This window comes from Staphylococcus sp. HMSC077D08 (genome assembly GCF_001837945.1).
GTDB classification, from domain to species: domain Bacteria; phylum Bacillota; class Bacilli; order Staphylococcales; family Staphylococcaceae; genus Staphylococcus; species Staphylococcus epidermidis.
The window spans coordinates 17,351-41,573 of the sequence record NZ_KV834813.1; the positions used below are offsets into that span (position 1 = coordinate 17,351).

At 29.6% G+C, this 24,223-nt stretch carries 20 protein-coding genes and 4 pseudogenes; 15 read left to right on the plus strand and 9 right to left on the minus strand.

Annotated elements, in window-relative coordinates:
* Window positions 1-246: 246 nt before the first annotated feature.
* The 7 genes and pseudogenes from HMPREF2663_RS09345 (at window position 247) to HMPREF2663_RS09370 (ending at window position 6,868) form a co-directional block, all read left to right on the plus strand.
* Complete coding sequence (locus tag HMPREF2663_RS09345; protein WP_070846313.1) at window positions 247-1,032, plus strand: tandem-type lipoprotein; 786 nt, start codon at window positions 247-249, stop codon at window positions 1,030-1,032.
* Window positions 1,029-1,154 (plus strand): hypothetical protein, encoded by a 126-nt coding sequence (locus HMPREF2663_RS13060; protein ID WP_002490410.1) that lies wholly within the window; start codon window positions 1,029-1,031, stop codon window positions 1,152-1,154. The genes HMPREF2663_RS09345 and HMPREF2663_RS13060 overlap by 4 nt, the downstream gene beginning before the upstream one ends.
* 232 nt (window positions 1,155-1,386) lie before the next feature.
* Window positions 1,387-2,274: a mechanosensitive ion channel family protein gene (locus tag HMPREF2663_RS09350; RefSeq protein ID WP_002455953.1), complete on the plus strand. Its 888-nt coding sequence runs from the start codon at window positions 1,387-1,389 to the stop codon at window positions 2,272-2,274.
* 318 nt (window positions 2,275-2,592) lie between these two features.
* On the plus strand, window positions 2,593-3,597 hold the full coding sequence (locus HMPREF2663_RS09355; RefSeq protein ID WP_070846315.1) for a YqcI/YcgG family protein: 1,005 nt from the start codon (window positions 2,593-2,595) through the stop codon (window positions 3,595-3,597).
* Window positions 3,598-3,637: 40 nt separating this feature from the next.
* Window positions 3,638-4,279 carry an HAD family hydrolase gene (locus HMPREF2663_RS09360; protein ID WP_020360189.1) on the plus strand — a complete coding sequence of 214 codons (642 nt, stop codon included), beginning with the start codon at window positions 3,638-3,640 and terminating at the stop codon, window positions 4,277-4,279.
* 3 nt (window positions 4,280-4,282) lie between these two features.
* Window positions 4,283-5,440, plus strand: coding sequence for an MFS transporter (locus HMPREF2663_RS09365; RefSeq protein WP_020360188.1), 1,158 nt, complete (start codon window positions 4,283-4,285; stop codon window positions 5,438-5,440).
* Between the two features lie 614 nt (window positions 5,441-6,054).
* Window positions 6,055-6,868 (plus strand): annotated as a pseudogene (locus HMPREF2663_RS09370) (HAD-IIB family hydrolase).
* A gap of 262 nt (window positions 6,869-7,130) precedes the next feature.
* Here the strand turns inward: HMPREF2663_RS09370 and HMPREF2663_RS09375 are convergent.
* The gene (locus HMPREF2663_RS09375; RefSeq protein ID WP_070846317.1) at window positions 7,131-7,754 is read right to left on the minus strand and encodes a hypothetical protein; all 624 of its coding nucleotides are present in this window, start codon (window positions 7,752-7,754) and stop codon (window positions 7,131-7,133) included.
* A gap of 386 nt (window positions 7,755-8,140) precedes the next feature.
* Between HMPREF2663_RS09375 and HMPREF2663_RS09380 the strand changes: the two genes are divergently transcribed.
* Together HMPREF2663_RS09380 and HMPREF2663_RS09385 are read left to right on the plus strand one after the other, a co-directional pair.
* Window positions 8,141-9,052, plus strand: coding sequence for a hypothetical protein (locus tag HMPREF2663_RS09380; protein ID WP_002458455.1), 912 nt, complete (start codon window positions 8,141-8,143; stop codon window positions 9,050-9,052).
* Window positions 9,053-9,365: 313 nt separating this feature from the next.
* Window positions 9,366-9,551, plus strand: a complete 186-nt coding sequence (locus tag HMPREF2663_RS09385) for a hypothetical protein (RefSeq protein WP_002505873.1) — start codon at window positions 9,366-9,368, stop codon at window positions 9,549-9,551.
* A gap of 247 nt (window positions 9,552-9,798) precedes the next feature.
* Here the strand turns inward: HMPREF2663_RS09385 and HMPREF2663_RS09390 are convergent, their stop codons facing one another.
* Window positions 9,799-10,209: a DUF1433 domain-containing protein gene (locus HMPREF2663_RS09390; RefSeq protein ID WP_010959355.1), complete on the minus strand. Its 411-nt coding sequence runs from the start codon at window positions 10,207-10,209 to the stop codon at window positions 9,799-9,801.
* A 586-nt stretch (window positions 10,210-10,795) separates the two neighbouring features.
* Here HMPREF2663_RS09390 and HMPREF2663_RS09395 point away from each other — a divergent pair.
* The gene (locus HMPREF2663_RS09395; RefSeq protein WP_002474925.1) at window positions 10,796-11,653 is read left to right on the plus strand and encodes a hypothetical protein; all 858 of its coding nucleotides are present in this window, start codon (window positions 10,796-10,798) and stop codon (window positions 11,651-11,653) included.
* Between the two features lie 607 nt (window positions 11,654-12,260).
* Here the strand turns inward: HMPREF2663_RS09395 and HMPREF2663_RS09400 are convergent.
* Complete coding sequence (locus tag HMPREF2663_RS09400; RefSeq protein WP_002487258.1) at window positions 12,261-12,620, minus strand: hypothetical protein; 360 nt, start codon at window positions 12,618-12,620, stop codon at window positions 12,261-12,263.
* Between the two features lie 317 nt (window positions 12,621-12,937).
* A complete protein-coding gene (locus tag HMPREF2663_RS09405) occupies window positions 12,938-13,918 on the minus strand; it encodes a tRNA dihydrouridine synthase (protein WP_070846319.1) in 981 nt (326 codons plus the stop codon).
* 199 nt (window positions 13,919-14,117) lie between these two features.
* Between HMPREF2663_RS09405 and lqo the strand changes: the two genes are divergently transcribed.
* Together lqo and HMPREF2663_RS13065 are read left to right on the plus strand one after the other, a co-directional pair.
* Complete coding sequence (gene lqo, locus HMPREF2663_RS09410; protein ID WP_001830487.1) at window positions 14,118-15,602, plus strand: L-lactate dehydrogenase (quinone); 1,485 nt, start codon at window positions 14,118-14,120, stop codon at window positions 15,600-15,602.
* 272 nt (window positions 15,603-15,874) lie between these two features.
* A pseudogene (locus HMPREF2663_RS13065) lies at window positions 15,875-15,996 on the plus strand (type II secretion protein); the annotation flags it as partial.
* Window positions 15,997-16,514: 518 nt separating this feature from the next.
* Here HMPREF2663_RS13065 and HMPREF2663_RS09415 read toward each other — a convergent pair.
* Window positions 16,515-17,009, minus strand: a complete 495-nt coding sequence (locus HMPREF2663_RS09415) for an isoprenylcysteine carboxyl methyltransferase family protein (RefSeq protein ID WP_070846321.1) — start codon at window positions 17,007-17,009, stop codon at window positions 16,515-16,517.
* A 565-nt stretch (window positions 17,010-17,574) separates the two neighbouring features.
* Between HMPREF2663_RS09415 and HMPREF2663_RS09420 the strand changes: the two genes are divergently transcribed.
* A complete protein-coding gene (locus tag HMPREF2663_RS09420) occupies window positions 17,575-20,691 on the plus strand; it encodes a CDP-glycerol glycerophosphotransferase family protein (RefSeq protein ID WP_070846323.1) in 3,117 nt (1,038 codons plus the stop codon).
* A 62-nt stretch (window positions 20,692-20,753) separates the two neighbouring features.
* Here HMPREF2663_RS09420 and HMPREF2663_RS13070 read toward each other — a convergent pair.
* Window positions 20,754-21,032: pseudogene (locus HMPREF2663_RS13070) on the minus strand (replication initiator protein A); the annotation flags it as partial.
* Between the two features lie 134 nt (window positions 21,033-21,166).
* On the opposite strand from HMPREF2663_RS13070, the gene HMPREF2663_RS13075 reads away from it, so the two are divergent.
* Window positions 21,167-21,349: a hypothetical protein gene (locus tag HMPREF2663_RS13075; RefSeq protein ID WP_002447547.1), complete on the plus strand. Its 183-nt coding sequence runs from the start codon at window positions 21,167-21,169 to the stop codon at window positions 21,347-21,349.
* Between the two features lie 46 nt (window positions 21,350-21,395).
* A complete protein-coding gene (locus HMPREF2663_RS13080; protein WP_002475350.1) occupies window positions 21,396-21,533 on the plus strand; it encodes a hypothetical protein in 138 nt (45 codons plus the stop codon).
* Between the two features lie 681 nt (window positions 21,534-22,214).
* Here the strand turns inward: HMPREF2663_RS13080 and HMPREF2663_RS09430 are convergent.
* The 3 genes and pseudogenes from HMPREF2663_RS09430 to HMPREF2663_RS12440 all read right to left on the minus strand — a co-directional run.
* Window positions 22,215-23,183, minus strand: coding sequence for a helix-turn-helix transcriptional regulator (locus tag HMPREF2663_RS09430; protein ID WP_070846325.1), 969 nt, complete (start codon window positions 23,181-23,183; stop codon window positions 22,215-22,217).
* A 38-nt stretch (window positions 23,184-23,221) separates the two neighbouring features.
* Window positions 23,222-24,031: pseudogene (locus tag HMPREF2663_RS09435) on the minus strand (oxidoreductase).
* Between the two features lie 106 nt (window positions 24,032-24,137).
* The coding region (locus tag HMPREF2663_RS12440; RefSeq protein WP_141762244.1) for a helix-turn-helix domain-containing protein at window positions 24,138-24,223 on the minus strand (86 nt) is incomplete at its 5' end.

Consider the following 24,223-nt stretch of genomic DNA (forward strand, 5'->3'; position numbering starts at 1 on the left):
AAATGCAAATCATAAAAGAGATGAAAGCTGAAGAAAAACACTGATTACACTAAAAATGAGACATTGCCACGCTTTCAGTAAAAAATTTAAAAGTTGAGCTAAAGAAGATTGGGTAGTTTTTAAAATCTCTGAATTGTAAATAAGTAATAATTTAATGACTATTAGGGACTATTTAATTTAGAAGCATATCAAAGTGAAGCATTTTGTAAAAGTATAAATAAAGTAAAATCAGAAAGATGTGAGCCAATGCGTTATCTCAAGAAAGTAACTATATACATAAGTTTATTAATTTTAACGATTTTTATTGGAGGATGTGGTTTTATAAATAAAGAAGATAGCAAAGAAACGGAAATCAAACAAAACTTTAATAAAATGTTAGACGTGTATCCAACTAAAAATCTAGAAGATTTTTATGATAAAGAAGGTTTTCGAGATGAAGAATTTGATAACAATGACAAAGGAACATGGATAGTTCATTCTGAAATGACCATTGAACCAAAAGGAAAGAGTATGGAAACTAGAGGAATGGTCTTGTATATCAACCGAAATACTAGAACAACCAAAGGGTATTATTTTATAAATGAAATTACAGATGATAGTAAAGGTAGACCAAAAGATGATGAAAAGAGATATCCTGTAAAAATGGAACACAATAAAATTATTCCAACGAAGCCAATACCTAATGACAAACTAAAAAAAGAAATAGAAAACTTCAAATTTTTTGTACAATATGCCAACTTTAAAGATATTAATGATTATAAAAACGGGGATATTTCATACAATCCTAACGTTCCTAGTTATTCTGCGAAATATCAACTGAATAATGATGACTATAACGTGAAACAATTAAGAAAAAGATATGATATTCCAACCAATCAAGCCCCTAGATTATTGTTAAAAGGGGATGGCGACTTAAAAGGCTCATCTGTAGGTTCTAAAAATTTAGAATTTACTTTTGTAGAAAATAAAGAAGAGAATATATTTTTTACAGATGCAGTACAATTCACTCCTAGCGAGGATGATGAATCATGAGTCAAACAGATTATCAAATAAAACCTGGTAATATAAAAGGTAATTTTGAAGAAACCAGCTCAGTATCCAAAATTAGTTATGAAATTGAAAATGCGAATAATAATAGTTTGAAAAAATGGTAAAGATTATTCGATGGATGGTTTTATGATTACACCTGGAAGTGACTGAAAATAATCAGTAGTCCTAAGATAATTTTTTATATGGAAATTCATAAAGCATCTTTCATCACAAAGTGAAGGGTGCTATGTTTATTTATAAGTGTTATATTTAGAAATGACTTACTGCTCATTATCTATAAAGATTTGTACATTGAAAATATTAATTGTTTTAACAATAGGAGGTCATGTTGTTATTATGAGTCAGTTTAAGGACACATTATATAAACTATTTGAGCCAATGATGAAAATAGAGTTCTATCAAAATCTTTTGGTTAATCTTTTAATTATACTTGCTTATATCTTGATGGGTATGATTGTAATTGCGATATCAAGAAAGTTAGTTACTAAATTTTTCAACGTTAATGAAAAGAAAAAGAACCGTCATAAAATTAAGAGAAGTGAAACACTATCCACATTGATTCAAAATTTAATAAGTTATGTCGTATGGTTTATTGTCCTTACGTCAATACTTTCACGTTTCGGTATTAGTGTATCAGCAATTTTAGCAGGAGCTGGAGTTGTTGGTGTTGCCGTTGGTTTCGGAGCACAAACAATTGTAAAAGACATTATTACTGGTTTCTTTATCATATTTGAAGGACAGTTTGATGTGAGTGATTATGTTCAAATTAATGCATCTGGGGTAACAATTGCTGAAGGTACGGTTAAAACGATTGGTTTAAGATCAACACGTATACAATCAGATACTGGAGAAATTTATACATTACCTAATGGTATGATTAGTGAAATAGTTAATTATTCTGCTACAGATGTTTCACCTATTGTGATGATACCGATTTCTCCAAATGAGAATTATAAAGTAATAGAAGAGAAATTATTAACATTTTTACCTACATTAAAGAATAAATATGACATATTTGTATCTGCACCAGATTTACTTGGTTTAGATAGTGTTGATGGCAATGAAATGGTGATTAAACTTTTAGCACATGTTAAGCCCGGAATGCATTTTCCAGGACAACGTTTGCTTCGTAAAGAGGTCATACAATACTTTAGTGAAGAAGGCATTCATATTCCGAAACCAACACTTGTAAAACTTGATAAAGAATTGAATAAAAAAGAATAGTCTGCAGATTCATTTTTTATGTGAAAATTCATAAAGCATCCCTCATCGCAAAGTGAAGGATGCTTTATTTTTATTATGATCAGTCATGAGTGATAGTGATTTGAAAAACATTATTGAATAAAGTTGTTATAACGTCATCATGTAAGAAATTTCATAGACAGTATCTTGTATTGATACATTGTATACACACTATTCATTCTGACTTTAGTTATATTTAAACAAAAAGAATATTTAAAATGTTAAGTTATATATAAGTGTTTAAGAAAATTATGTTTTTAGTTATAATTTATACGAATATTATTATAAAGGAGAGGTTAAATGTTTGTTTCTCAATCTGATATTAAGAATGTAGCCGAAGAATATAACTGGCTGAAAAATGAAACACAAAAAACTAAAGAAGTAATAGAATCTAAAGGATTTCCATGTGTTTTTGGCGTACAAGGTCATAAGAAACAAGTACATTTTTATTCAGCATTAAACTATCCTTATAATCCTAAAGATTTAGCTGAAGATATTACTGATTATTTGAAAGAGTTGGATAAAATATCCCCAAAAGATAGAGGTGTTTCAGGATTACTAGTATTTTTTGAACCTATTGGTGAAATGAATATTCATGCTAAACAATTCATGGTCTGGAAAGTTCTTTCAAAAATGAAAAGTGAATACGGAGATCAAGAAGATAATGTGGATGACAATCCATTAGAAGATGGATATTCCTTTCTATTTAAAAATGAATTTTGGTTTATTAATTTTAGTTCAAATAGCTATAAAAATAGAAAATCACGGAATCTTGGAGCTTTTATAACATTAGCTATGCAGACTTTAAGTAGATCTGATGAATATTTTAATTCAAATATAAAAACTAAAGCTAAGGCACAAAAGACGGTAAGAAACCTTGCAGAAAAATATGATGGATGTCCAGTACATTCAGGTTTAGGTCCTGTGATTGGTTCAGGAAAATTTTCGCCAGCGAAATTATCATATTTTATTGGTGATACAAATGATGAAAAATCATATGAGCCGTGGAGATTCAAGGAATTTGTACCTAAAAGGATTTTTATAGATAATACGATATTTGAAAATAATTTAAAAGCAATTAGTGATTTTCAAAACTTATATATTTGGGGGAGTGTAGAGACTTTCTCAAAAAATACGAATATTGAATATATGAATAGCAACAACATACTGCTCACAAATAATGCCATAACGATAGATAAATTTAAAGAAAATATTAATATCGCAACATTTGATAAAAACTTGGCAGCTCAATATCATATTTTTAATATAGATTATTTCAATGACTTATTAGCTTTAAGGTATTAAAAATAATCATTTAATCAATGTATAGAAAAGAGGGCTAATATTGTACAAAAATATAATTTTTGATTTTGATGGGACAATAGCAGATTCAAAAAAATGTAGTTTGATTGCAACAAAGAAGGCTTTTTCTGATTATGGATTAGAAGAACCGAGTGATAGTCAAATTGAATATTATATGGGTATTCCTATAGAAAAATCATTTGATCTCATGAGTTCAGTAGAATTGAACGAAAAAGAACATAATGAATTGATATCACTATTTCGAAAAAATTATAAAGAAACTGAAAGTACATATTTAGAAATGTATGATCATATGTTAACTCAACTTGAAGCGCTTCATCAAAAAGCGAAATTATTTGTGGTTTCTAGTAAAAAAACGGATGTATTAAAAAGAAACTTAAAGATTTTAAAGATAGAACATTTATTTTTAGAAGTGATAGGATCAGATAAAGTTAAAGAATATAAACCATCTCCTGACGGTATTTTATATATAGTCAATAAGTATCATTTAAATAAAAATGAAACGATATATATCGGAGACGCTATATTTGATATGCAAATGGCGCATAATGCGGGGGTATCTTCATGTGCAGTTACATGGGGAAGTCATAGTGAGGAGAAATTAAAATTAGAACATCCTCATTTCATAATCACAAATGTTCATCAATTGAAATTTGAGGGGTAGCTCATGTCGACGTGTAAAATAATAACTATCATTGGATTTTTAACTATGTTTATTGTTGGAGTATCGGATTTAATCATTGTCGGAATGATAAGCGAAATGAGCAAAGAGTTTCACATTAGCGTTTCTTTCATTGGTCAGTTAGTCACAATCTATGCTATTTCATTTTCTATACTTAGTCCGATACTGACGAGACTAACGAGAAATATCAATGATAAAAAGGTACTTGTATATAGTTTAGTGATTTTTATTTTACTGACATTAATTACTACTATTGTCAAAAATTATATTTCACTTTGTATCGTTAGAGTAATGCTAGCTGGTATCGCGTCATTAATTACTGTAAAGTTAATGTCAACAGGAGCGAATATGGTACCTATTGAAAGTAAATCTTCAGTTATTGCTAATATTTATGTTGGGTTTAGCGCTGCGAATATACTTGGAATTCCAATTGGAACATTAATTGCGTCTTATTATGATTGGAAAGTTCCATTTTATATTATAGCAACTATCACTTTTCTTTGCTTACTGAGTGTGATTTACTTTATACCAGTGAATATAAAGAATGATAAAAATTATACTAAGAAATATACGGTCACCAATTATAGAGGCACTATTATGATGTTATGTTTTTTATTATTTATGATGATATCTAACAGTATTTTATACACATATTTAGAACCTTTAGTTAGAAGAAATGGACATGATATTTTTATTGTTAGTCTATGTTTGTTTGTATCAGGTATTGCTGGAGTTTTAGGGTCAAAATTAGGTAATACTTTATCAGAAAAAAAGGGATATTGTAAATCAGGTAATATGATTATATTGATATATGTGTTATCTATAATATTTATCCTGTTTATGGGACAAAATGTGATTGTTTTAACTTTATGTGTATTTACTTGGAATTTATTTCACTGGGGAACAAACCCTACAGTTCAATATGGTCTATTGAAATTTTTACGAGGAGATCCTAGCCAAATACTAAGCTATGATATTTCAATTTTAAATTTAGGTATAGGGTTAGGTTCATTTGTTGGAGGAATTTTATTCTCTATAGATAATAGTTTTAATTTGTCAATAATTATTTCAATTTTATTAGCTATTTTATCATCGTTACTTTTAAAGGGTGCGAGTCATTCAGAAAATGAAAAACCATTCTAGACTAGATTTTTGACGGATAAACATAACGGTTTAAAATAATTGAAAATAGGATTTAGTAACGGTCAATTCAATTGTGTAGTACATTTTTAAATGATTGAGATTAGAACTTGAGACTAAATCATAGAATAATAGCCAGTAAATGAGTTTATGACAGTTTCATTTACTGGCTTCCTTATTAATCATACTTCGTATCGTTAACTTTCTTTCTTAGAGGATAGCTTCAGCTTGTAGCCTTATTTTCTCTAGAACCTCACTACTTACGCGTATTTATATATAATATGACTTTGAAAAATTAAGGTTCTTTCACATAATTTAATAAATAACAATAAACTAAATTAACAGGATGCCTAATTAGAATTTTTACTTAAACAATTTCATAGTTAGTGTTTGAAACAAAATATTATAGATAGATGACAAAGTTATTTTATTGATATTATATATATAACCTTGAGACATACATAAGGAGGTTTTAAGTCCTACTACCAACACAGAAGATTTCAATCAAAAATTCTACAAATAAAACAAGTAATTTTATCCTGTTTTCGTGGTTTTTTATCATTTTTTAGAGCGTAATTATTATTTATCATTTAAAAAATGATACTGGAGGAATGAAGATGACAAAACGCTTAATATTATTCGACTTTGATGAAACTTACTACAAACATCATACGCATCAAGCGGATATGCCTTATTTAAGAGAAATGGAAGGTTTATTACAGAATATAACTACTAAAAACAATGTCATTACGGCTATTTTAACAGGAAGTACTATAGAAAGCGTACTTCAAAAAAATGAGTAACGTTGGTATGTCATATAAACCTCAACATATTTTTTCAGATTTAAGTTCTAAAATGTTTACATGGAATAACTGCGAATATATTGAATCTGATGAATATAAAAACGAAGTGTTGACAGAACGTTTCTTATTGGAAGATATATTAGATATATTAAAACATGTTTCTTCTAAACATAAAGTAGCGTTTATACCACAAAGAACTTTTCGAGACAATGAAACATTGTACAATTTCTATCTCTATTCTTCGGGTGACATGCATTTAGATAAAACAATTTTAGAAGACCTCACTCAGTATTCTAAGACAAGGGACTATACGATGACATTTAATCGTTGTAATCCTTTAGCAGGTGATCCTGAAAATGCTTATGATATTAATTTTACTCCAAGAAATGCAGGCAAATTATATGCCACAAAATTTTTGATGAATAAATATGGTGTTCCAAAAGAATTGATTATTGGCTTTGGTGATAGTGGTAATGATGAAGGGTTTTTAAGTTATTTAGATCACGCAATGATTATGTCTAACAGTCAAGATGAGGAAATGAAGCGTAAATTTAAAAATACAAAATATCCTTATTACAAAGGTATTTATACACATGTACGCGAATTTATAGAATCTGATAATGTTTAAAATATGGAATTATTGAAATAGGAGAGGTGGCAAAAGTATAAGTTGAGATCATAAATAAGCTAATTCTTCTTTATTAATCGAACATCTTCTATATATTTAATGAATTTTCGATATATCTGCTTTTCGAATTAATTTAGTCATTAAAATTGAAATATATACACTTTCTATAACAATCAAAAATAGGGAATAAGACAACACATTTTTCTTATTCCCTACCCAGGTATTACTGAGTTTAATTATTTACTTATTTTAATCAGTTTAGTTAATAATTACCGCCCTGTCCTTTTGCACGTGCTTCAACTTGTCCTCTTAAAAATTTCATATACTCATTAGATTCTTGAGCACTTTCGTGAATAGTAGCAGCTTCATCATCTGACATGCCTTCTGTATACACGTCTAGAAATTCATCATCTGACATATGTCTAGCATCTTCTGCTGTATATTTAGAGTGATGTGCTTCGCTAGTTGTACCACCAGCAGATGGTTGGAATTTCCCTTCTTTTGTAAAACGATCTAAAGTAGGCGTCATTTCATCCGTTGTAATCGTGCCATCTTTATTTACATCTGCTCTATCGATTTCATCTGCTAAAATTTGAGCTTCCTCATCATTGACGTTAAAAGCTTCTCTTAACTGCTTTGCTTTTTCACTAAGTGTTTTAGTTGATGTCCCATTTGATACTTCGTTTGTTTGGCTATTAACTTGATTTTGCATTTCACCTTGTGAAGTTGTATCTTCATGAGTGTTTTTATTGGAAGTCTGAGCCTCTTTTGAAGCTACATCAGTGTTCGATTTTGAATCTTTATAATGACTGTATTCCAATCCCCCCGCAAATCGTAGCATTACAATGAGAAAAACTAGAATCAGTCCTGTAAAAAACTTTTTCAATTAACTGCCCTCCAACTCTTTTATATTTTATTTATATTGTTTTATTAATTTATTTTTAAACACATTTCTACTGTTAATTTAAGGTATATAAATATTAGTTTAAGAAGTATAAAAGCATGTGTTATAAGTTCTTTTAAGTTTAGTTACTTCTAAATCTATAAATTTTTAAATATTGTGCAAATTATTTAGGTGATTAGTAGCAATTATAATTATTATAAATTAAAATAAATTTAATAACGGGAATTAACAATCAAGGGAACAATAATGTTTTTACAAATTTACGTTATCAAACTATGGATTTAGTAATCGTGTAAAACTGGTTGAAGTATGAACGACACATATAATCACAGCAGTGACAATTTCTAGATTTAAAGGAGAGAAACGAAATGAAAAAACATGTGTTAGCAATCGGAGCAATTACAGTAACAACATTACTTGCAGGATGCGATTTTGGAGATTTGATAGGACAGCATCAGACTGATAAGCAATCAGAAAATAGTAACACTCAAACCGAGCAAGCTTCAAATAATAAAAATTCAAATTCTAATAATGGTCATTCAAGTGATAACAATGAGTCTAGAGATAGAGTCGAGGATTTAACTCAATCGCAAAAAGTAGCATTAGCTATCAATGATCCCTCAGTTTCTCAATATGCCGTTAACGCAAGTGAATTAAGAAATCATTCATTTTATGCAAACTATAACGGTGGGGGCCAACGTAAAAGTATTCATACGTATCAGTTGGAAGCATTACCAACAAAAGTAGAAGGTGCGCCTAGTGATATGAAATTCTATACTGCAAAACCATCTAAAGGATCATTTGTGACGCTTATCGGTATTGGTAATCAAAAGGTATTAATTGCAGGCACACAAAGTTCAGGAACATATCAACAATATGCGCATTCGGAAGCAGCAAGAGAATTAGATTTACATGAACTATTAAATAAATACGGTAAAAGTTCAAATTATAAAGATATAGCAAATCAAATTGCGTTTACACAAAGTCAATCATCAAATTCAAGTGAATCTAACACGTCAGATGAAGGGACGTCTAACAGTGATAGTGATACATCTAATGATGATAAAGTTACACGTAGTAATGTGATAGATAAAGTTGAAGCGTATGAAGGTCACCCATTAGATACTGATACATATACATTTAAAGAACCCGAACAGAACGAAGACGGAGATTGGGGCTTTTCTATTTTAGATAAGGAAGGCAACCTCGAAGGTTCTTATATTGTGACATCTGATGGTGAAGTTACAAAATACGATGAAAACGGGGAAGAAATAGAGTAAAAGTATATTCAACTGTCGAAATTAAAAATTTAGAAAAAGAAAATTGATTTCCCAGGAAATTGACAACGTTAGCATATTAAAAGCTAGCGTTGTTTTTTGTTTGTTTAACATTAATTCTTCTTTGTATTTTTCAATTTTTATTTTCTAAGCACTTCAATTTTGATTGATGGATGGTCTGGAAAATATTCAAACACATATGGATTGAGCAAAGATTTTTAGTTTTATGGCTTTTAAAGTTCAATGCCAATGATACAATTGGAATAAAGCAAAATTTTTAATAAAGTAAAAAATGAAGAGGTGATAAGTTATTCAAATGAATCATTTTGGTAAGCTTCATCGTATATCATTAATATTAAATATTATGTTTTTAATACTCATGCCTAAAATCTATAGTTTTGATAATATTTATTTATCAATAATTTGGACTTTGTTAGGAATAGCAAATGCTGTCTACTTATTGATTAAGCGAAGACAAGAAGGCACTATTAAACGTAAATGAATTAAAAAGAACTCACTTATTATGATGTGCACTCCAGAAGTTGGACTAAAATCTATCTTTGTGGGGTGTTTTTTATGATTGAATATGATAAATTTTATTTTAAAATTAAAGTTTTCAAGAATATTTAAATGGTTAAAAAACAAAGTAAGAATAAAAAATATCAAAGGCTTGCCTCCTAAAAAATTGTAGAAGACAAGCCTTTAAAATATTACACTAAATTATACTTCTTGTGGTTCAGTATAAATTTTTAATGTTCTTTCTTTTTGTCTAAATCTTTTTTGATTTCATCGGGTGATTTAGATTCATTAGCCGATTTAAGTAATTTAAATATTTTAACGTCTGCTGTAAGTCCGCCTCCAAATTGATAATTGTTTTCAGGTGATGCAAATGCAACAAAATCATCTTTTTTATTGTTATTGATATAGCCTTCAATAACAGCGTCACCCATTGGTCCCTGTTTTAAACTTGTGAAATGGACAGATTTGATAGTATTAGGTTTTTTGGTGTTGTATTTAAGATAAAGCGTGATACGTTCTTGTTGCTCTTTGTAGTAGATTTCTTTTTGTTTTGCTTTTTCGTCATATTTCATTTTGAGATAGACACCTCCAAAAATGATTAATATGATACTAATAAAGATCAAGACTTTCTTTTTTGACATAAATGTAGTTCAACAACTCATAATTTGAGGTTACCGTATCAATAGCTTACATAATAAAATTGTTTATTTATTCACGATATTAGACGCACGTATCGAGAAATCAAATCATAAATATTAATAAAAATGATTTTCTACAATAGATGTTTATTTGATTTTGATAACGTCCTATTATGTTAACTCTAATAGCTTATAACAAAAATAAGATCTATAAAGTTATTATGTTCATTTTAAAATAGCCTCCGCGAGGTTGTTTTACTTGCTTAACTCTTTGTGTAACAGTTGCCATATGTATGCTCCTTTACGCTTAAATTTTTAAGTTAAGTTTTGACCTCTGATTTTACTATAGGCATCATGTTTTTAGGTAAAGCTATATAGTAACAACCTATATTATCTCATACAATGTATTGGTTTATTAAAGACTTAAATATTTAGTCTAAGAAGTGTATTAAATACCTATTTTTGGATTTTTCATATATAACTTTTATAAAATATATATAAAATGATGTTTTTTGAACTATATTGATTAATGTAAAGATTTAATTTATATTAATGTTAATATTTATATTTTTAGAAAGGGGTCTTTAAATTGAAAAGAATTCTGGTGTTAAGTTTAACGGCATTTTTAGTTTTGGCTGGTTGTAATTCAGGTGATAAGACTGATACTAAAGATAAGAAAGAAGAAACAAAGCAAACTTCAAAGGCAAATAAAGAGAACAAAGAACAACATCATAAGCAAGAGAATGATAATAAGGCTTCAACTCAATTGTCAGAAAAAGAAAGGTTAGCATTAGCATTTTATGCGGATGGAGTAGAAAAATATATGTTAACTAAAAACGAAGTGTTGACAGGCGTGTATGATTATCAAAAAGGAAATGAAACAGAGAAGAAACAAATGGAACAATTGATGTTAGAAAAAGCTGATTCGATGAAAAATGCGCCAAAGGATATGAAATTTTATCAAGTTTATCCGTCTAAAGGACAGTTCGCTTCAATTGTTGGTGTAAATAAAAATAAAATATTTATAGGTAGTACGCAAGGCGCACTGATTGATTATCAAACATTATTAAATAATGGCAAGGAGTTAGATATTAGTCAATTGTATGAAGATAATAAAGACAATCGCTCATTGGAAGAAATGAAGAATAAAATAGAGATTGTTGATAGTGGAGCAGCTCAAAAAGCTGATGATCCTGATAAAAATTCTGCAAATACGATGGCACATATGAGAAGTCAAATTTATGAAAAAATAAGTGACTTTGATGGTAAGTTAGATAATAAAACTTATCTATGGGACAATATTAGAATCAATGACGATGGTAATTGGACAGTTCATTACCGTAATCATGATGGTGAAATTATGGGTACTTATAAGAGTGAGAAAAATAAAATTATTAAACTTGATCAAAATGGAAATAAAATTAAAGAACAACAAATGTCTAATTAAATGACAGGCGTTTAAAGCGTTTAGAAACGTGTTGTTTCTAAACGTTTTTCTATATAAAAATATAAATTGTGTATGAGATTTATGAAAATACATTTACAAGGAAATAGAATAAATAGAGATGATAAAGACATTTCTAATGTAAATATCGAGTCTCTCAGTGTTTATGTTGCAAGTTCAAATTGAGTTAGAAGGGTTGTTTAATATCACGTTCAATATACTAAATGCTTGTAATTAAAATAAGCCAAGGTACATTCATTAACTGTACTTTGGCTCAACTTATGTTATACCTGCACTTTATATTCAACTTCACTTCTTTTTCTTATCAAAATACGGTACAACAAATATTACAAATAAAGCACATGCAATAGGTAACAAAGAACCTAAATTTTCCAATTCATTCACTCCTTTTTTGTGTACAATATCAACACTATTATTCTTCATAAACACGCTTAATTAATATTATTGCGTCATCAAGTAACATACTGATACCTAATCAGCCTACTGATGAATCAAATTTGAAATAAGAATTTTTAATTTTGTCACCAACTGACTATATGTTAAGAATCCTTTAGACATTTATTTGTGCTATAGTCCTTTCTTTATATATTTATTGATATAACTTTATTGATTGAATAGTTGTCTTTTCTGGAAGGAAGTTATATTTAATATTGATTGTAAGTCCTGCGGGTTTTTGATTAATATCTAAACGATAATAACCAATAGGCCCACCCCCTTGGTTATCTGTCGCATTTTCGAACTCGGCTTTCTTTATGGTTGTTAAAAATTGATATGTCTGTTTATCCTTAGCAATCTTATGAAGTTGCTTTGTGTCATGATGTTGTATGGATTGATTTAATTGTTGTTCACTTGAGTGGATCGCCCACATGTCGAAGAAGAAAAAGTTAATAACAACATAACTACAGGCTTGGATAAAGAGAATAGCAACTATAAAAATCAATTTTTTCATTGATATGCACCTTATTTCTAATGAAATATTTGCTCCTTATATTTAATTTATCATAATATTGTTCAGTTTAACTTGAAACTCATGATGTTCAATATATGTTCATCATTCTATATTTTGTATAAAAACATGGACTATATTTAACAGTTTGCTCATTTACTTTTTGGCCCACTATATGTTTAAGTGATCAGTCTAAAACTTATTTTTATGTCACTTTTGTAAATTGCTCGAGATTTACTACTACTAAATATTAAACAACCTCCCTCTGACTCAACAGGGGGAGGTTCATTTATTATTTATTATACTTACCGCTCGCATGCTTATACTTCTGAGCGTGCATCCATACGTGCTTCAAAAGTATCGAGTAGTTCTCTTGCTTCGGCAATGGATTGGGTGTTCATTAATTGATGGCGGAGTTCGCTAGCGCCTCTAATGCCGCGTACGTAGATTTTGAAGAATCTGCGTAAACTTTTGAAGTGTCGGGCTTCATCTTTATCATATTTTTCAAATAAAGAGAGATGTAAGCGTAATAAACCTAATAATTCTTTGTTTGAATGTTCGCGTGGTTCCTTTTCAAATGCGAATGGGTTATGGAAGATCCCTCTACCAATCATAATGCCATCAATACCATATTTATTTGCGAGTTCTAGACCAGTTTGTCTATCGGGGATATCACCATTGATAGTTAATAGTGTATTTGGCGCAATTTCATCACGTAATGTCTTGATAGCTTCGATTAATTCCCAGTGTGCATCTACTTTACTCATCTCTTTACGGGTACGTAGATGAATGGATAAATTTGCGATATCTTGTTCGAAGACGTGTTTTAACCAGTCTCGCCATTCATCGATATCGTAATAACCTAAACGTGTTTTTACACTGACCGGTAGACCACCCGCTTTAGAAGCTTGAATGATTTCGGCTGCCGTTTCAGGTCGTAGAATTAAGCCGGATCCTTTACCTTTTTTCGCAACATTTGCGACAGGACAACCCATATTTAAATCTATACCTTTAAAGCCCATTTCTGCTAAGCCGATACTCATTTCTCGGAATTGTTCTGGTTTATCGCCCCAGATATGCGCTACCATTGGCTGTTCGTCGTCACTAAAAGTTAAGCGTCCGCGCACACTATGAATACCTTCAGGGTGGCAGTAACTCTCAGTATTGGTAAATTCAGTAAAAAATACATCTGGTCTCGCTGCTTCACTGACAACATGCCGAAAGACAATATCTGTCACGTCTTCCATAGGTGCCAGAATAAAAAACGGACGTGGCAATGTACTCCAAAAATTTTCTTTCATGATTTATTTAAACCTTCTTTATAATAATAATCTCGAATTTTTACGCATGATGATATTACCATAAAACTCACATAGCTGACTACAACTTTTAAATAAATGATTAGTGAGCCTTTTGCGCTTATTTGTTTAATATATGTTTAAAGTGGTAAAGTCTATATATGTACTATTTTAATATATAAATTTAGAAAGGAACATGTACATGAGTGAAGCAAATCATAAAAACATCGTTGTTGTAGGTGCAGGAATTATTGGTACGTCAGTAGCGACAATGCTTTCAAAAGTAAGTCCTAACTGGCATATCGATATGTTTGAAAGACTAGAAGGCGCTGGTATTGAAAGTTCAAATGAAAATAATAATGCTGGGACAGGCCATGCGGCATTATGTGAATTAAACTATACAGTTGAACAAGATGATGGTTCAATTGATGCATCTAAAGCGCAAGAAATTAATGAGCAATTCGAATTATCTAGACAATTCTGGGGTAATTTAGTTAAAAATGGTGATATTTCTAATCCTGAAGAATTTATCCAACCATTACCTCATATCAGTTTCGTTATGGGACCAACAAACGTTAACTTTTTAAGAAAACGTTATGAAACACTAAGAACACTTCCAATGTTCGATACAATCGAATATACAGAAGACATGGAAACAATGAGAAAATGGATGCCATTAATGATGGAAAATCGTGAACCAGGTCATCAAATGGCAGCAAGTAAAATTGATGAAGGTACAGATGTGAACTATGGTGCATTAACGCGTAAGTTAGCACATTACTTAGAACAAAAATCTAATGTTTCATTAAAATACAATCATGATGTTGTAGATTTAACACAAAGAGAAGATGGCAAATGGGAAGTTGTCGTTGAAAATAGAGAAACTAAAGAAAAAATAACTAAAATAGCAGATAAAGTGTTTATTGGTGCTGGCGGTCACTCTATTCCGTTATTACAAAAATCTGGCGTTAAACAAAGAGAACACCTAGGTGGTTTCCCAATCAGTGGTCAATTCTTAAGATGTACAAACCCAGATATTATTAAACAACATGCGGCTAAAGTTTACAGTAAAGAGCCTCAAGGTAAGCCACCAATGACTGTCCCACACCTTGATACACGTTATATCAATGGTAAACAAACATTATTATTTGGTCCATATGCGAATATAGGTCCTAAATTCTTGAAATTCGGTTCAAATTTAGACTTATTCGAATCAATTAAACCATATAACATTACTACAATGTTGGCTTCAGCAGTTAAAAATGTACCTTTAATTAAATATTCAATTGATCAAATGATCAAAACTAAAGAAGGTTGTATGAACTATTTAAGAACATTTATTCCTGATGCTAAAGATGAAGATTGGGAACTTTACACTGCTGGTAAACGCGTTCAAGTGATTAAAGATAGTGAACAACACGGTAAAGGTTTCGTAGTATTTGGTACTGAAGTTGTCAATTCAGACGACAATTCTATGATTGCATTATTAGGTGAATCTCCAGGGGCTTCAACATCATTATCAGTTGTATTAGAAGTTTTAGAGAAAAACTTTGCTGATGACAAAGAAGCATGGGAACCTGTTGTTAAAGAAATGGTACCAACATACGGTCGTTCATTAATCAATGACGAAAAATTAATGAGAGAAACACGTCGTGAAACTTCTAAAAACTTACATTTAAATAGATAAGTATTTTAAAAATAGAATGATATGTCACGAAATAACGACATGATGTGTGCACCCCGTAGCATTAGGTAGAAAGTCTAATGTTACGGGGTGTTTTTTATAGGAAATAGGAAGGAGGTGCGATTTAATTGAATAAGGGAGATATGTGCGATAGTGAGGTATAAAGACAAAATGTGAACAAGTTGAGTGAATACTAAAAACGGATACTATATTTGATTCTATAAAAAGTAAAAGAAGAGGTGTTTAAAAGTATAAGATCGTTGTTATGTCGAAATATGTTTGATTATTCTATTTGTAAGTATTATGTCGGTGTTGTGGAGGATGAAATTTATTATTTCAGCGAACGATATATTGAAAAGTTATTTTTGATCAAGATAGATTTCAAGATTTATATTAGGAAAAAATAATGTAGATTCTAAAATTTAACAAAGTACAGTGACAAAAGAAGTTTATTTTGGTTTAAACTAACTTAAGTCATAGATAAGAAAATGAAATTGTTAAAACACTTCGGAGCACACTTCATTATAAAGTGAAGGTGTTCTAAATTTATGTTTGCTCATCTTTCACACTGTAAATTAAAACCTGTTTATAACTTACATGTGTCTCAAATTAAAACAAACGAAATTACCTAACCCATGTGTTTGGCTATATAGTATAAAGGTTGCGGGACGAAGTGTGAGCTAATAAAGGTAAGTGTCAGGGTTGTCTGACGTAAGACATACAGCACTCTAAAAAATAGCTCACCTATTTCTACCATTAATAGAACAGTTTGCAAATGGTAATTCTGAAACTTATCACTGGCATATCTACGTCTTTGTATTAAAAACCTACAGTCCGTACGTTTAAATAGCGCATTTTTCAAAATGTTGCTTTAAAGATGTGCGTTCTGAGTAGCGTGATTGTAGGCTTTTTATTTTACATATTCATTAAATTCTCTTCTTGACGAATCCGTGCAATTAAGAAATAAGCATATGGAACTAATAAGAGTGTTGTGTATGTAGCATGTGTTAGTAGCAATACACCGATTAATTCGGGAATGATATTTAAAAAATAGTTTGGATGTTTTGTTACTTTATATAATCCTGATTTGATAATAGGGTGATTTGGCAGTATAAATAATTTCAATGTCCAAATGCGCCCTAGTGTCTTTATGACTATAAATAACATGATATAAGCGACGATCAATATGATTAAGCCAATGCCGTTAAGTAGACTAAATGTATCCTTATGAATAAATGTTTCTATAGCTGCACTCATGTAAATGAATACATGCGTAATGGCTAGATATTTTGAATTTTTCACACCATATTCCACAGCGCCCTCTACCTTTAGTTGTTTTGCGTGTTGCATAGATATCTTTAAGCTGATGAGTCGAATACAGAAAAAGATAAATAAAATAGTTAAAATCATGATGTCCTCCATTGTTTGTTATATATATTCTTTTGCTCGTACAATAAAAAGTATTTTATAGAGAAAATGTTTCAAATGCCATTAACTATTTATTAACTTTAGCACCAACTCATAACTCTTCTAACACCTCACATATTAAGTTCAGTTTTTCGGATAATCTAATAATTTTAAGGCATATCAAATAAAAAGTTCTAGTTTTATTGTTTAACAAAATCTTAATATCATCAAAAGCTTTGTAAGATTGATAACATGTCATTCTCTACAAGTATAGACATTTTGTGTAAGTGAATATAATGGTTCGAAACAAAAATATATTTTAAAAACCATGCATTTATAATGCGGAGATTTGATATAATATAATTATTATTTATAAATGCTAATGTATGCTTTAAAATAATATAGTTAAAAAATTAAATACGCGATAATATAGATAGTTTATAGCGTTGTCATAATGTTGAGTATTGTAACTAGAATCAATAATTCATCTGACTAATAGTTTTACAAGTTTCAAATAAAGACGAAGTGTACTGAAGCAATACAAAATACGAAAGGTATTGAGTTAAACATGAGGAATAAAAAAATATGGATATTTAATGCTACTAATGACTTTGTAGGTAATCCTAAATGGTTGTTCATATATGTGAATAAATATAGAAAAGATATCGATGCATATTGGATGTGTGATAATGTTCATGTGGTAAATTACGTTAAAAGTTTAGGATTCAATGCTGAATTATTTCATTCCAAAAAAGCAGAAAAGATTAAAAGCGTGGCAGGTGTATTTGTCGTACATCAAGTGAAAGAACATATCCCTGTAAAATTTGAAAATGAAGTCGTCATACTAAATCTATGGCATGGGGTCGGTATCAAACCTATAGAGCGATTTGTTGACTCGCCAGGAATTAGATATCGTACATATAAAAAATATATCAAGTATAATGAGATGTACCATAATAACCAATTATTTTTGGTCACTTCACCACTTATGGAACAACATTTTACAAAAATGCTTAATTTAGATGAAGATCAAATCATCCGAGCAGGTTATCCAGCAAATATGTTTAATAAAGCTGAATTTAGATCTTTTGATCATTCTATTAAGCGGCATAAAGGTTTAAATGCTGAAACTAAAGTAGTCTTATATGCTCCTACTTTCAGAGATTATAAGATGAATAATTTTTTTGGTGAAGCTATACCTGATATGGCAAAGCTTCTTAAAACTTTAAAGAAAAATAATATTTTGCTAATTATAAAATTACATTACTTAGTTAAAAATGATGTGAATTTCACAACTGCCAAAAAAATGTATGAGAACCATCCAAATATTTTGTTTTGGGATAATAAGAAAGACATTTATGAAATATTCGACCAAATAGATTTAGGAATCCTAGATTACTCATCTATTTATTACGATATGTTATCTTCAGGAGTTAAAAAGTTCATTAGATATATTTATGATTATGATAAATATATGGAAAACAGAACTTTAGTATATGATTACAAAGAAAAAACTTCAGGTGTGATTGTTTCAAGTTTTGATGAATTATTAAAAGCTCTAGATCAAATTGATGCTATAGAAATTAACGAAAAGAAAAGTAAGGAAATTATAAATGAATTTTGGCAATATGACCAGGACGATAAAAATGGTTTTGAAAAAATTATAGATACAACTTTAAAATTTAGTATTAAAAGGAAACAATTACCTAAGTTATATAGCTTTGATATATTTGATACGTTGATACAAAGAAAAACATTAAGACCAGATGGTATTTTCTATTATGTTAAAGATAAGTTATTAAGAATAAGTACTGATATACCGATATATGTAATACAAAATTATCCACGTATTAGAATCCAAGCAGAAAACTATGTTAGAGATTATTATAAAAAGTCTGAATTTATTCGTGATGAAAAAAGAATCGAAATAAGATTTATAGATATCATTAACAGAATTAAAAATATTCACGAGCTCACAGATGATCAGGCGCAACTTCTATATAATTTAGAAATTGAAGCGGAAATAGCAAATGTAGAAGCAAAAAAGGATAAAATTAAAGTGCTTCATAACTTATTAGACAGTTATCAAGACGTCATTCTAATAAGTGATATGTATTTGCCTAAAGAAGTTATCTTAGAAATGTTATATCAAGTAGACCCTAGATTAACTGAATTACCTCTTTATCTATCAAGTGATATAGGTAATCAAAAATCAACCAGTACACTATATTTAGATGTGTTTGAAGATTTAAAGTACAATTATTCAGAATGGATTCATTATGGGGATAATAAGCATGCAGATTTTAATGTTCCTAAAAAGTTAAATATCAAACCTATTCATCATACAATAACTAAATTTAATGGGTATGAAAATAAAATTTTAAATAAGAATAAGAACTATGATACATTCTTACTTACAACACAAATGGCAAGATTTCGTGAAAATGATAAAAGTAGATTAAATTACTATGTATACAGTTATATAAGTAGTTATTTCATACCATACGTGAGCTGGTCTATTAAAAAAGCAATTAAAGAAAATATTAAGACGCTTTATTTTATATCAAGAGACGGTGAGTTACTTAAAAAAATTGCTGATGAAATAATATCAGTGAAAGGATACAATATCAAAACTAAGTATATATATGGGTCTCGTAAAGCCTGGAGAATTCCTTCGTTTATTAATGAAGTGGACAAAGAGTTTTTTTCGCCTTTTGGTAACTTTACAGGGTTAACGAACTTTGATAGTACCTTACGTGCGTTGCATATCAGTGAACAAGAATTTGACGAGATATTTCCACAGTTAAAACATATTAAAGGATGTTCTGAATTTACAAAAAGTACAAAAGAATTAATTAGAGTTTCTGCTCAAAATAATAATAAATACAAAAATTTATTACTAAAAAAAGCTCATGAAGAACGTAAAATTGTGAATGATTATTTAATTCAAGAAATTGATTTCTATGAAAAATTTGCTTTCGTCGAATATTGGGGGAGAGGTTACACGCAAGATTGCTTAGATCGACTTTTAAATAACATTAGCGATCAAACAATTAATACGATATTCTTCTATGCAAGAAGTATTTATCCAACAGTAGGAACATCAATCAGATATAACTATACTAGTAAAATGACATCATTAATATTTATTGAATCTATATTTGCCAATATGCCATATCAAAGCATTCCAGGATATCGTAGAAATAACAACATAGTTGAACCAGTGATAAATTTTAAAAATTATAATAAACAATTATATGACGCAATGGACAAGATATTGCCACTATTCATACAAGAATTTTTTAATAACAAATATATAGATGAAGATGAAGTTGAACGTAATTTCTATGATTTTGGTGTTGAGTATTTTAAAAATAATCCTGAAGATGACTTTATCGTTGAATTCTTTGCACCACTCAAAGATTCAGTCATATTGTACGAACCTGAAATAGAATATGCACCCGCCATTAGCTATAAAATGGCTTCTCAAAAGTTGTTAGGAAAAAAAGTCCCGTTAAAAACTAAAAATAAAAGAATGTCATTAAAAAGATCGCCAATAGGAGTTCAAAAAGCATATCAATTTCATATTAAATATTTAAAAAACAGAAAATCAAAAATTATACGACCATTCCTGAATAATAGAGTGATTAAGACTATTATGAAGTTAAAAACTGTTTTAAAATAATGAATTAATTTTAATAGTTTCATTGGATAGCAATAATTGAGTCTGGGACATAAAGTTCCAGCCTCCTTGTTATACCGGTCTTCTATATTATTTTCTCGTTTTGAAATATAGTATATGTCAGCTTCTGTTACTTCAGGTCTTTTAATATATAATTTATTTGGATTACTAATATTTAATATCGACTTGAGTTTTTCATTGGTATAAATAAAAAATATATCTCCATTTTTATCTATCCAGTTATTTCTTATAGATAAATCTAAACGATCTCTCAATATGGACCAAGTTATTTTGGCATCATTAGACAGATTAGTATATTTAGAATTTGAAAAGAGGTAATAAAAAAGTTATAAGTATGTTTATATGTAATTTCAAAATAATATTCCCATATATAAAAGGCTATTATATATAGCGTATAAACCTACATAAACCCTGATATATCAAGTATAAATAATATATAAATATATGGAGGCGTTATATGAAGATTATGAAGCAAATCGCTGATGAATTAAACGTAACAAAGATGACTGTTTATAATAATGCTAAAAAAGCAAATGTGAAATTTCAAAAGATTGAAAGTGTAAATTATTTATCTCCCGAAGATGAAGTTATAGTAGCTAATAGAATAAAAAAATCAACAAATATTAGCTTTAGAAAGTAATAAAAAGATTCAAAAACTAGAAAATCAATTAGAAGAAGATGAATTAATGAGTGATAATAATCTATCTGAAGAAATAAATACTAATAATTATGATGATAAGGTAGAACAACCACCTAAAAAGGTTTCTGGAGGCGTTTGTTCGGTAATTAATTCTATTAAAAAGACACGCACGATTAGTTTATAAGCTTATCGTGCGTGTCTTTTTATGTGGATCAAACTTCTGATAATCATAGCTTATGTTAACTCAAAACACGAGAATAAGAACTGATATTAGGGCGTTAGTCGACATTAAAGAGGTTTGGTAAGTATTGGATTTGCTAGCTACTGACGTGGCAACAGCATTTGATAGTTAGGAGAAATCTCCTAAGCCCTTTATCTTTTTGCCAAGGTAAATAGGAAAGTTTTATTAATTGCTGGTGATAATACACACTCTAAATATCATTCTAAAGAGGTTGCTAACTTAATTCCGACTCAAACTGAGTTAGTGATTATACCTGATGCAGATCACTGTGATTTATATGATAAAAAAGAAAAAATCCCATTTGATAAATTAGATTCATTTTTTAAAGAACTATAGAATTCCGTACTCTAATATTAAATTTAACCAACAAAAAATTAATATGGAATGCAAGACCTTCATTAATAAAACAATTACTGTAGAAAAAAAGAGTACTAACTTGCACTCTTTTTTCTTGTGTTTTTATCAAAATGTCAATTCCATCACATTTTATGCATTTTGGGACGCTGTGAAACGCCCTCACTTGCATTGAAAAAATTTTATCAAAGATATACACATACGTACGTTGATCTAAGCACTTCAAATCATTATGACGTTCTCTATATTCTCTTTATGTTCTAAATCACTTTAATAAGTTTCTTTAAATTCAGTGATAGTTTGCCCTGTCCATTTTTTAAAAGCTCGTAAAAATGAACTCGTTTCTGAATAGCCAATTAAATAAGCTACTTCGTCAATTTCTATATGATAATTTTTAATATAATTAATAGCCATTAATTTTTGAACTTCCTGCAATTGTTGTTTATATGTTGTATTTTCAGCAGATAGATTTCTTTGAATGGTTCTAGTACTAAGGCCGATATTTTTAGCGATATCCTCTAATGTGAAATTTCCGCTAGGTATCAAATTAAATAATATAGATTGAATAGTTGAGGTGAATTTTTGATTATTAGATAATTCTGCTAATCTATGATTAAATTCACCTTCTAAAAATTCCCACATGACATTATTATATGTCGCGAAAGGATGTACTAAATCTTTTCTATTAAAAACAAGCAAATTTGAATCTGTTTGTTCGACATGTATATTGAATGTTTTAGCTATTATATCACTATAATTATACGGAGAACTAATCGCTATAGGATCTATTTGTTTGCCAGTGCCAGTTCTTAACAGGCTCAAGACAAGTAATTGTTCATTTAATACCGCAAATTTTGGAAGTGCTTGTTCGGGATATAAGAAAGAAAAATGAATAGCTACTGTTTGATCATGTTGCGTTATTTCAAAATTAATAGGACCTATGAGTTTTTTATATTTACTCAAACGTTCTAATGCAGCTATACCGTTTTCAGCTGAAAGCGCAGCAAAAATCGGTGGTATGAACATATTAATGTTTTTTACATCGCTAAATACTAATATTTGCTCATCTGTGACATATTTATCCATTGTTTGTAGTAATCTATAATATTGCTCATTTGAAACTGTTAATTCTTCTTTCCACATATAATTGGGTATGTCTGATTCTGCTAAAAATTGCTCAAAGCGCATACCTAAACTTTCAATAAATGCTTGTAATTGTTTACTAATAGTTAGTTTCATTTTACTACTTTCTTATATTTCATTCTTAATTATTTAATTTAACTCGCAGATTTCATGATTTTATCGAATAATCTTGTTGGCAAAATAGCGTGTAAAAAGACAAGAGGTTTCGCTACAAATCCTATTAAATAGCGTGGTTTAGGTTTATTGCTGTCAATCGCTTTTGAAATCGCTTTTGTAACCACCATTGGATTAGAAAGCATATTTGAACTATATTGTTTTCTCATACCTTTTGATGTTTTTAAGGCAGTTGCTTCATATGCGCCACCTTTAGCTGAATCAGCCAGTTTATCAGCAGCTATGAATCCCCAATCTGTCTTAATACCACCTGGCTCAATTACAGATACATCTATGCCAAATTCTGCAACTTCCATACGTAAAGCGTCACTAAATGCTTCTACAGCGTATTTTGTAGCATGGTATCAAGCACCAAAATACGTAGTTAAACGCCCACCCATAGATGACGTATTAATTATTCGTCCTGACCTTTGTTCTCTCATGTGTGGTAAAACAAGTTGTGTTAATCGTGCTAATCCAAACACATTCACTTCAAATTGTTGCTTTGCCTCTTCAATTGTTACATCTTCGATTGCACCATATGAGCCATAGCCAGCATTATTTACAAGTACATCAATACGTCCTTCTGTTTCAATAATCGTATCAACAACCAATTGCATTGATGATTCATCTGTCATATCTAATTGAATCGGTTTAACTTTTTTTAAACCTTCCAAATTTTCGACTCTACGACCAGCACCATAGACAATATTACCCTGATTTGCTAAATATGCAGCAGTTTCATATCCAATACCACTTGTTGCGCCTGTTATTAAAATTACTTTTTTCATCTAAAAGACCACCTTTAATTTTTATTTATATATAGTATATATAAATATCCATAGTGATTTAATGACAATGTACGACTATATATTTCCATTTGACGCCAATATAGTGTCAGAAGCTCTCATTGTTATCGTGTTTAATTCGATAAACAGTTTGTCTTGTGATATTAACCTCTTTCGCAATTTTACTAATTGCTT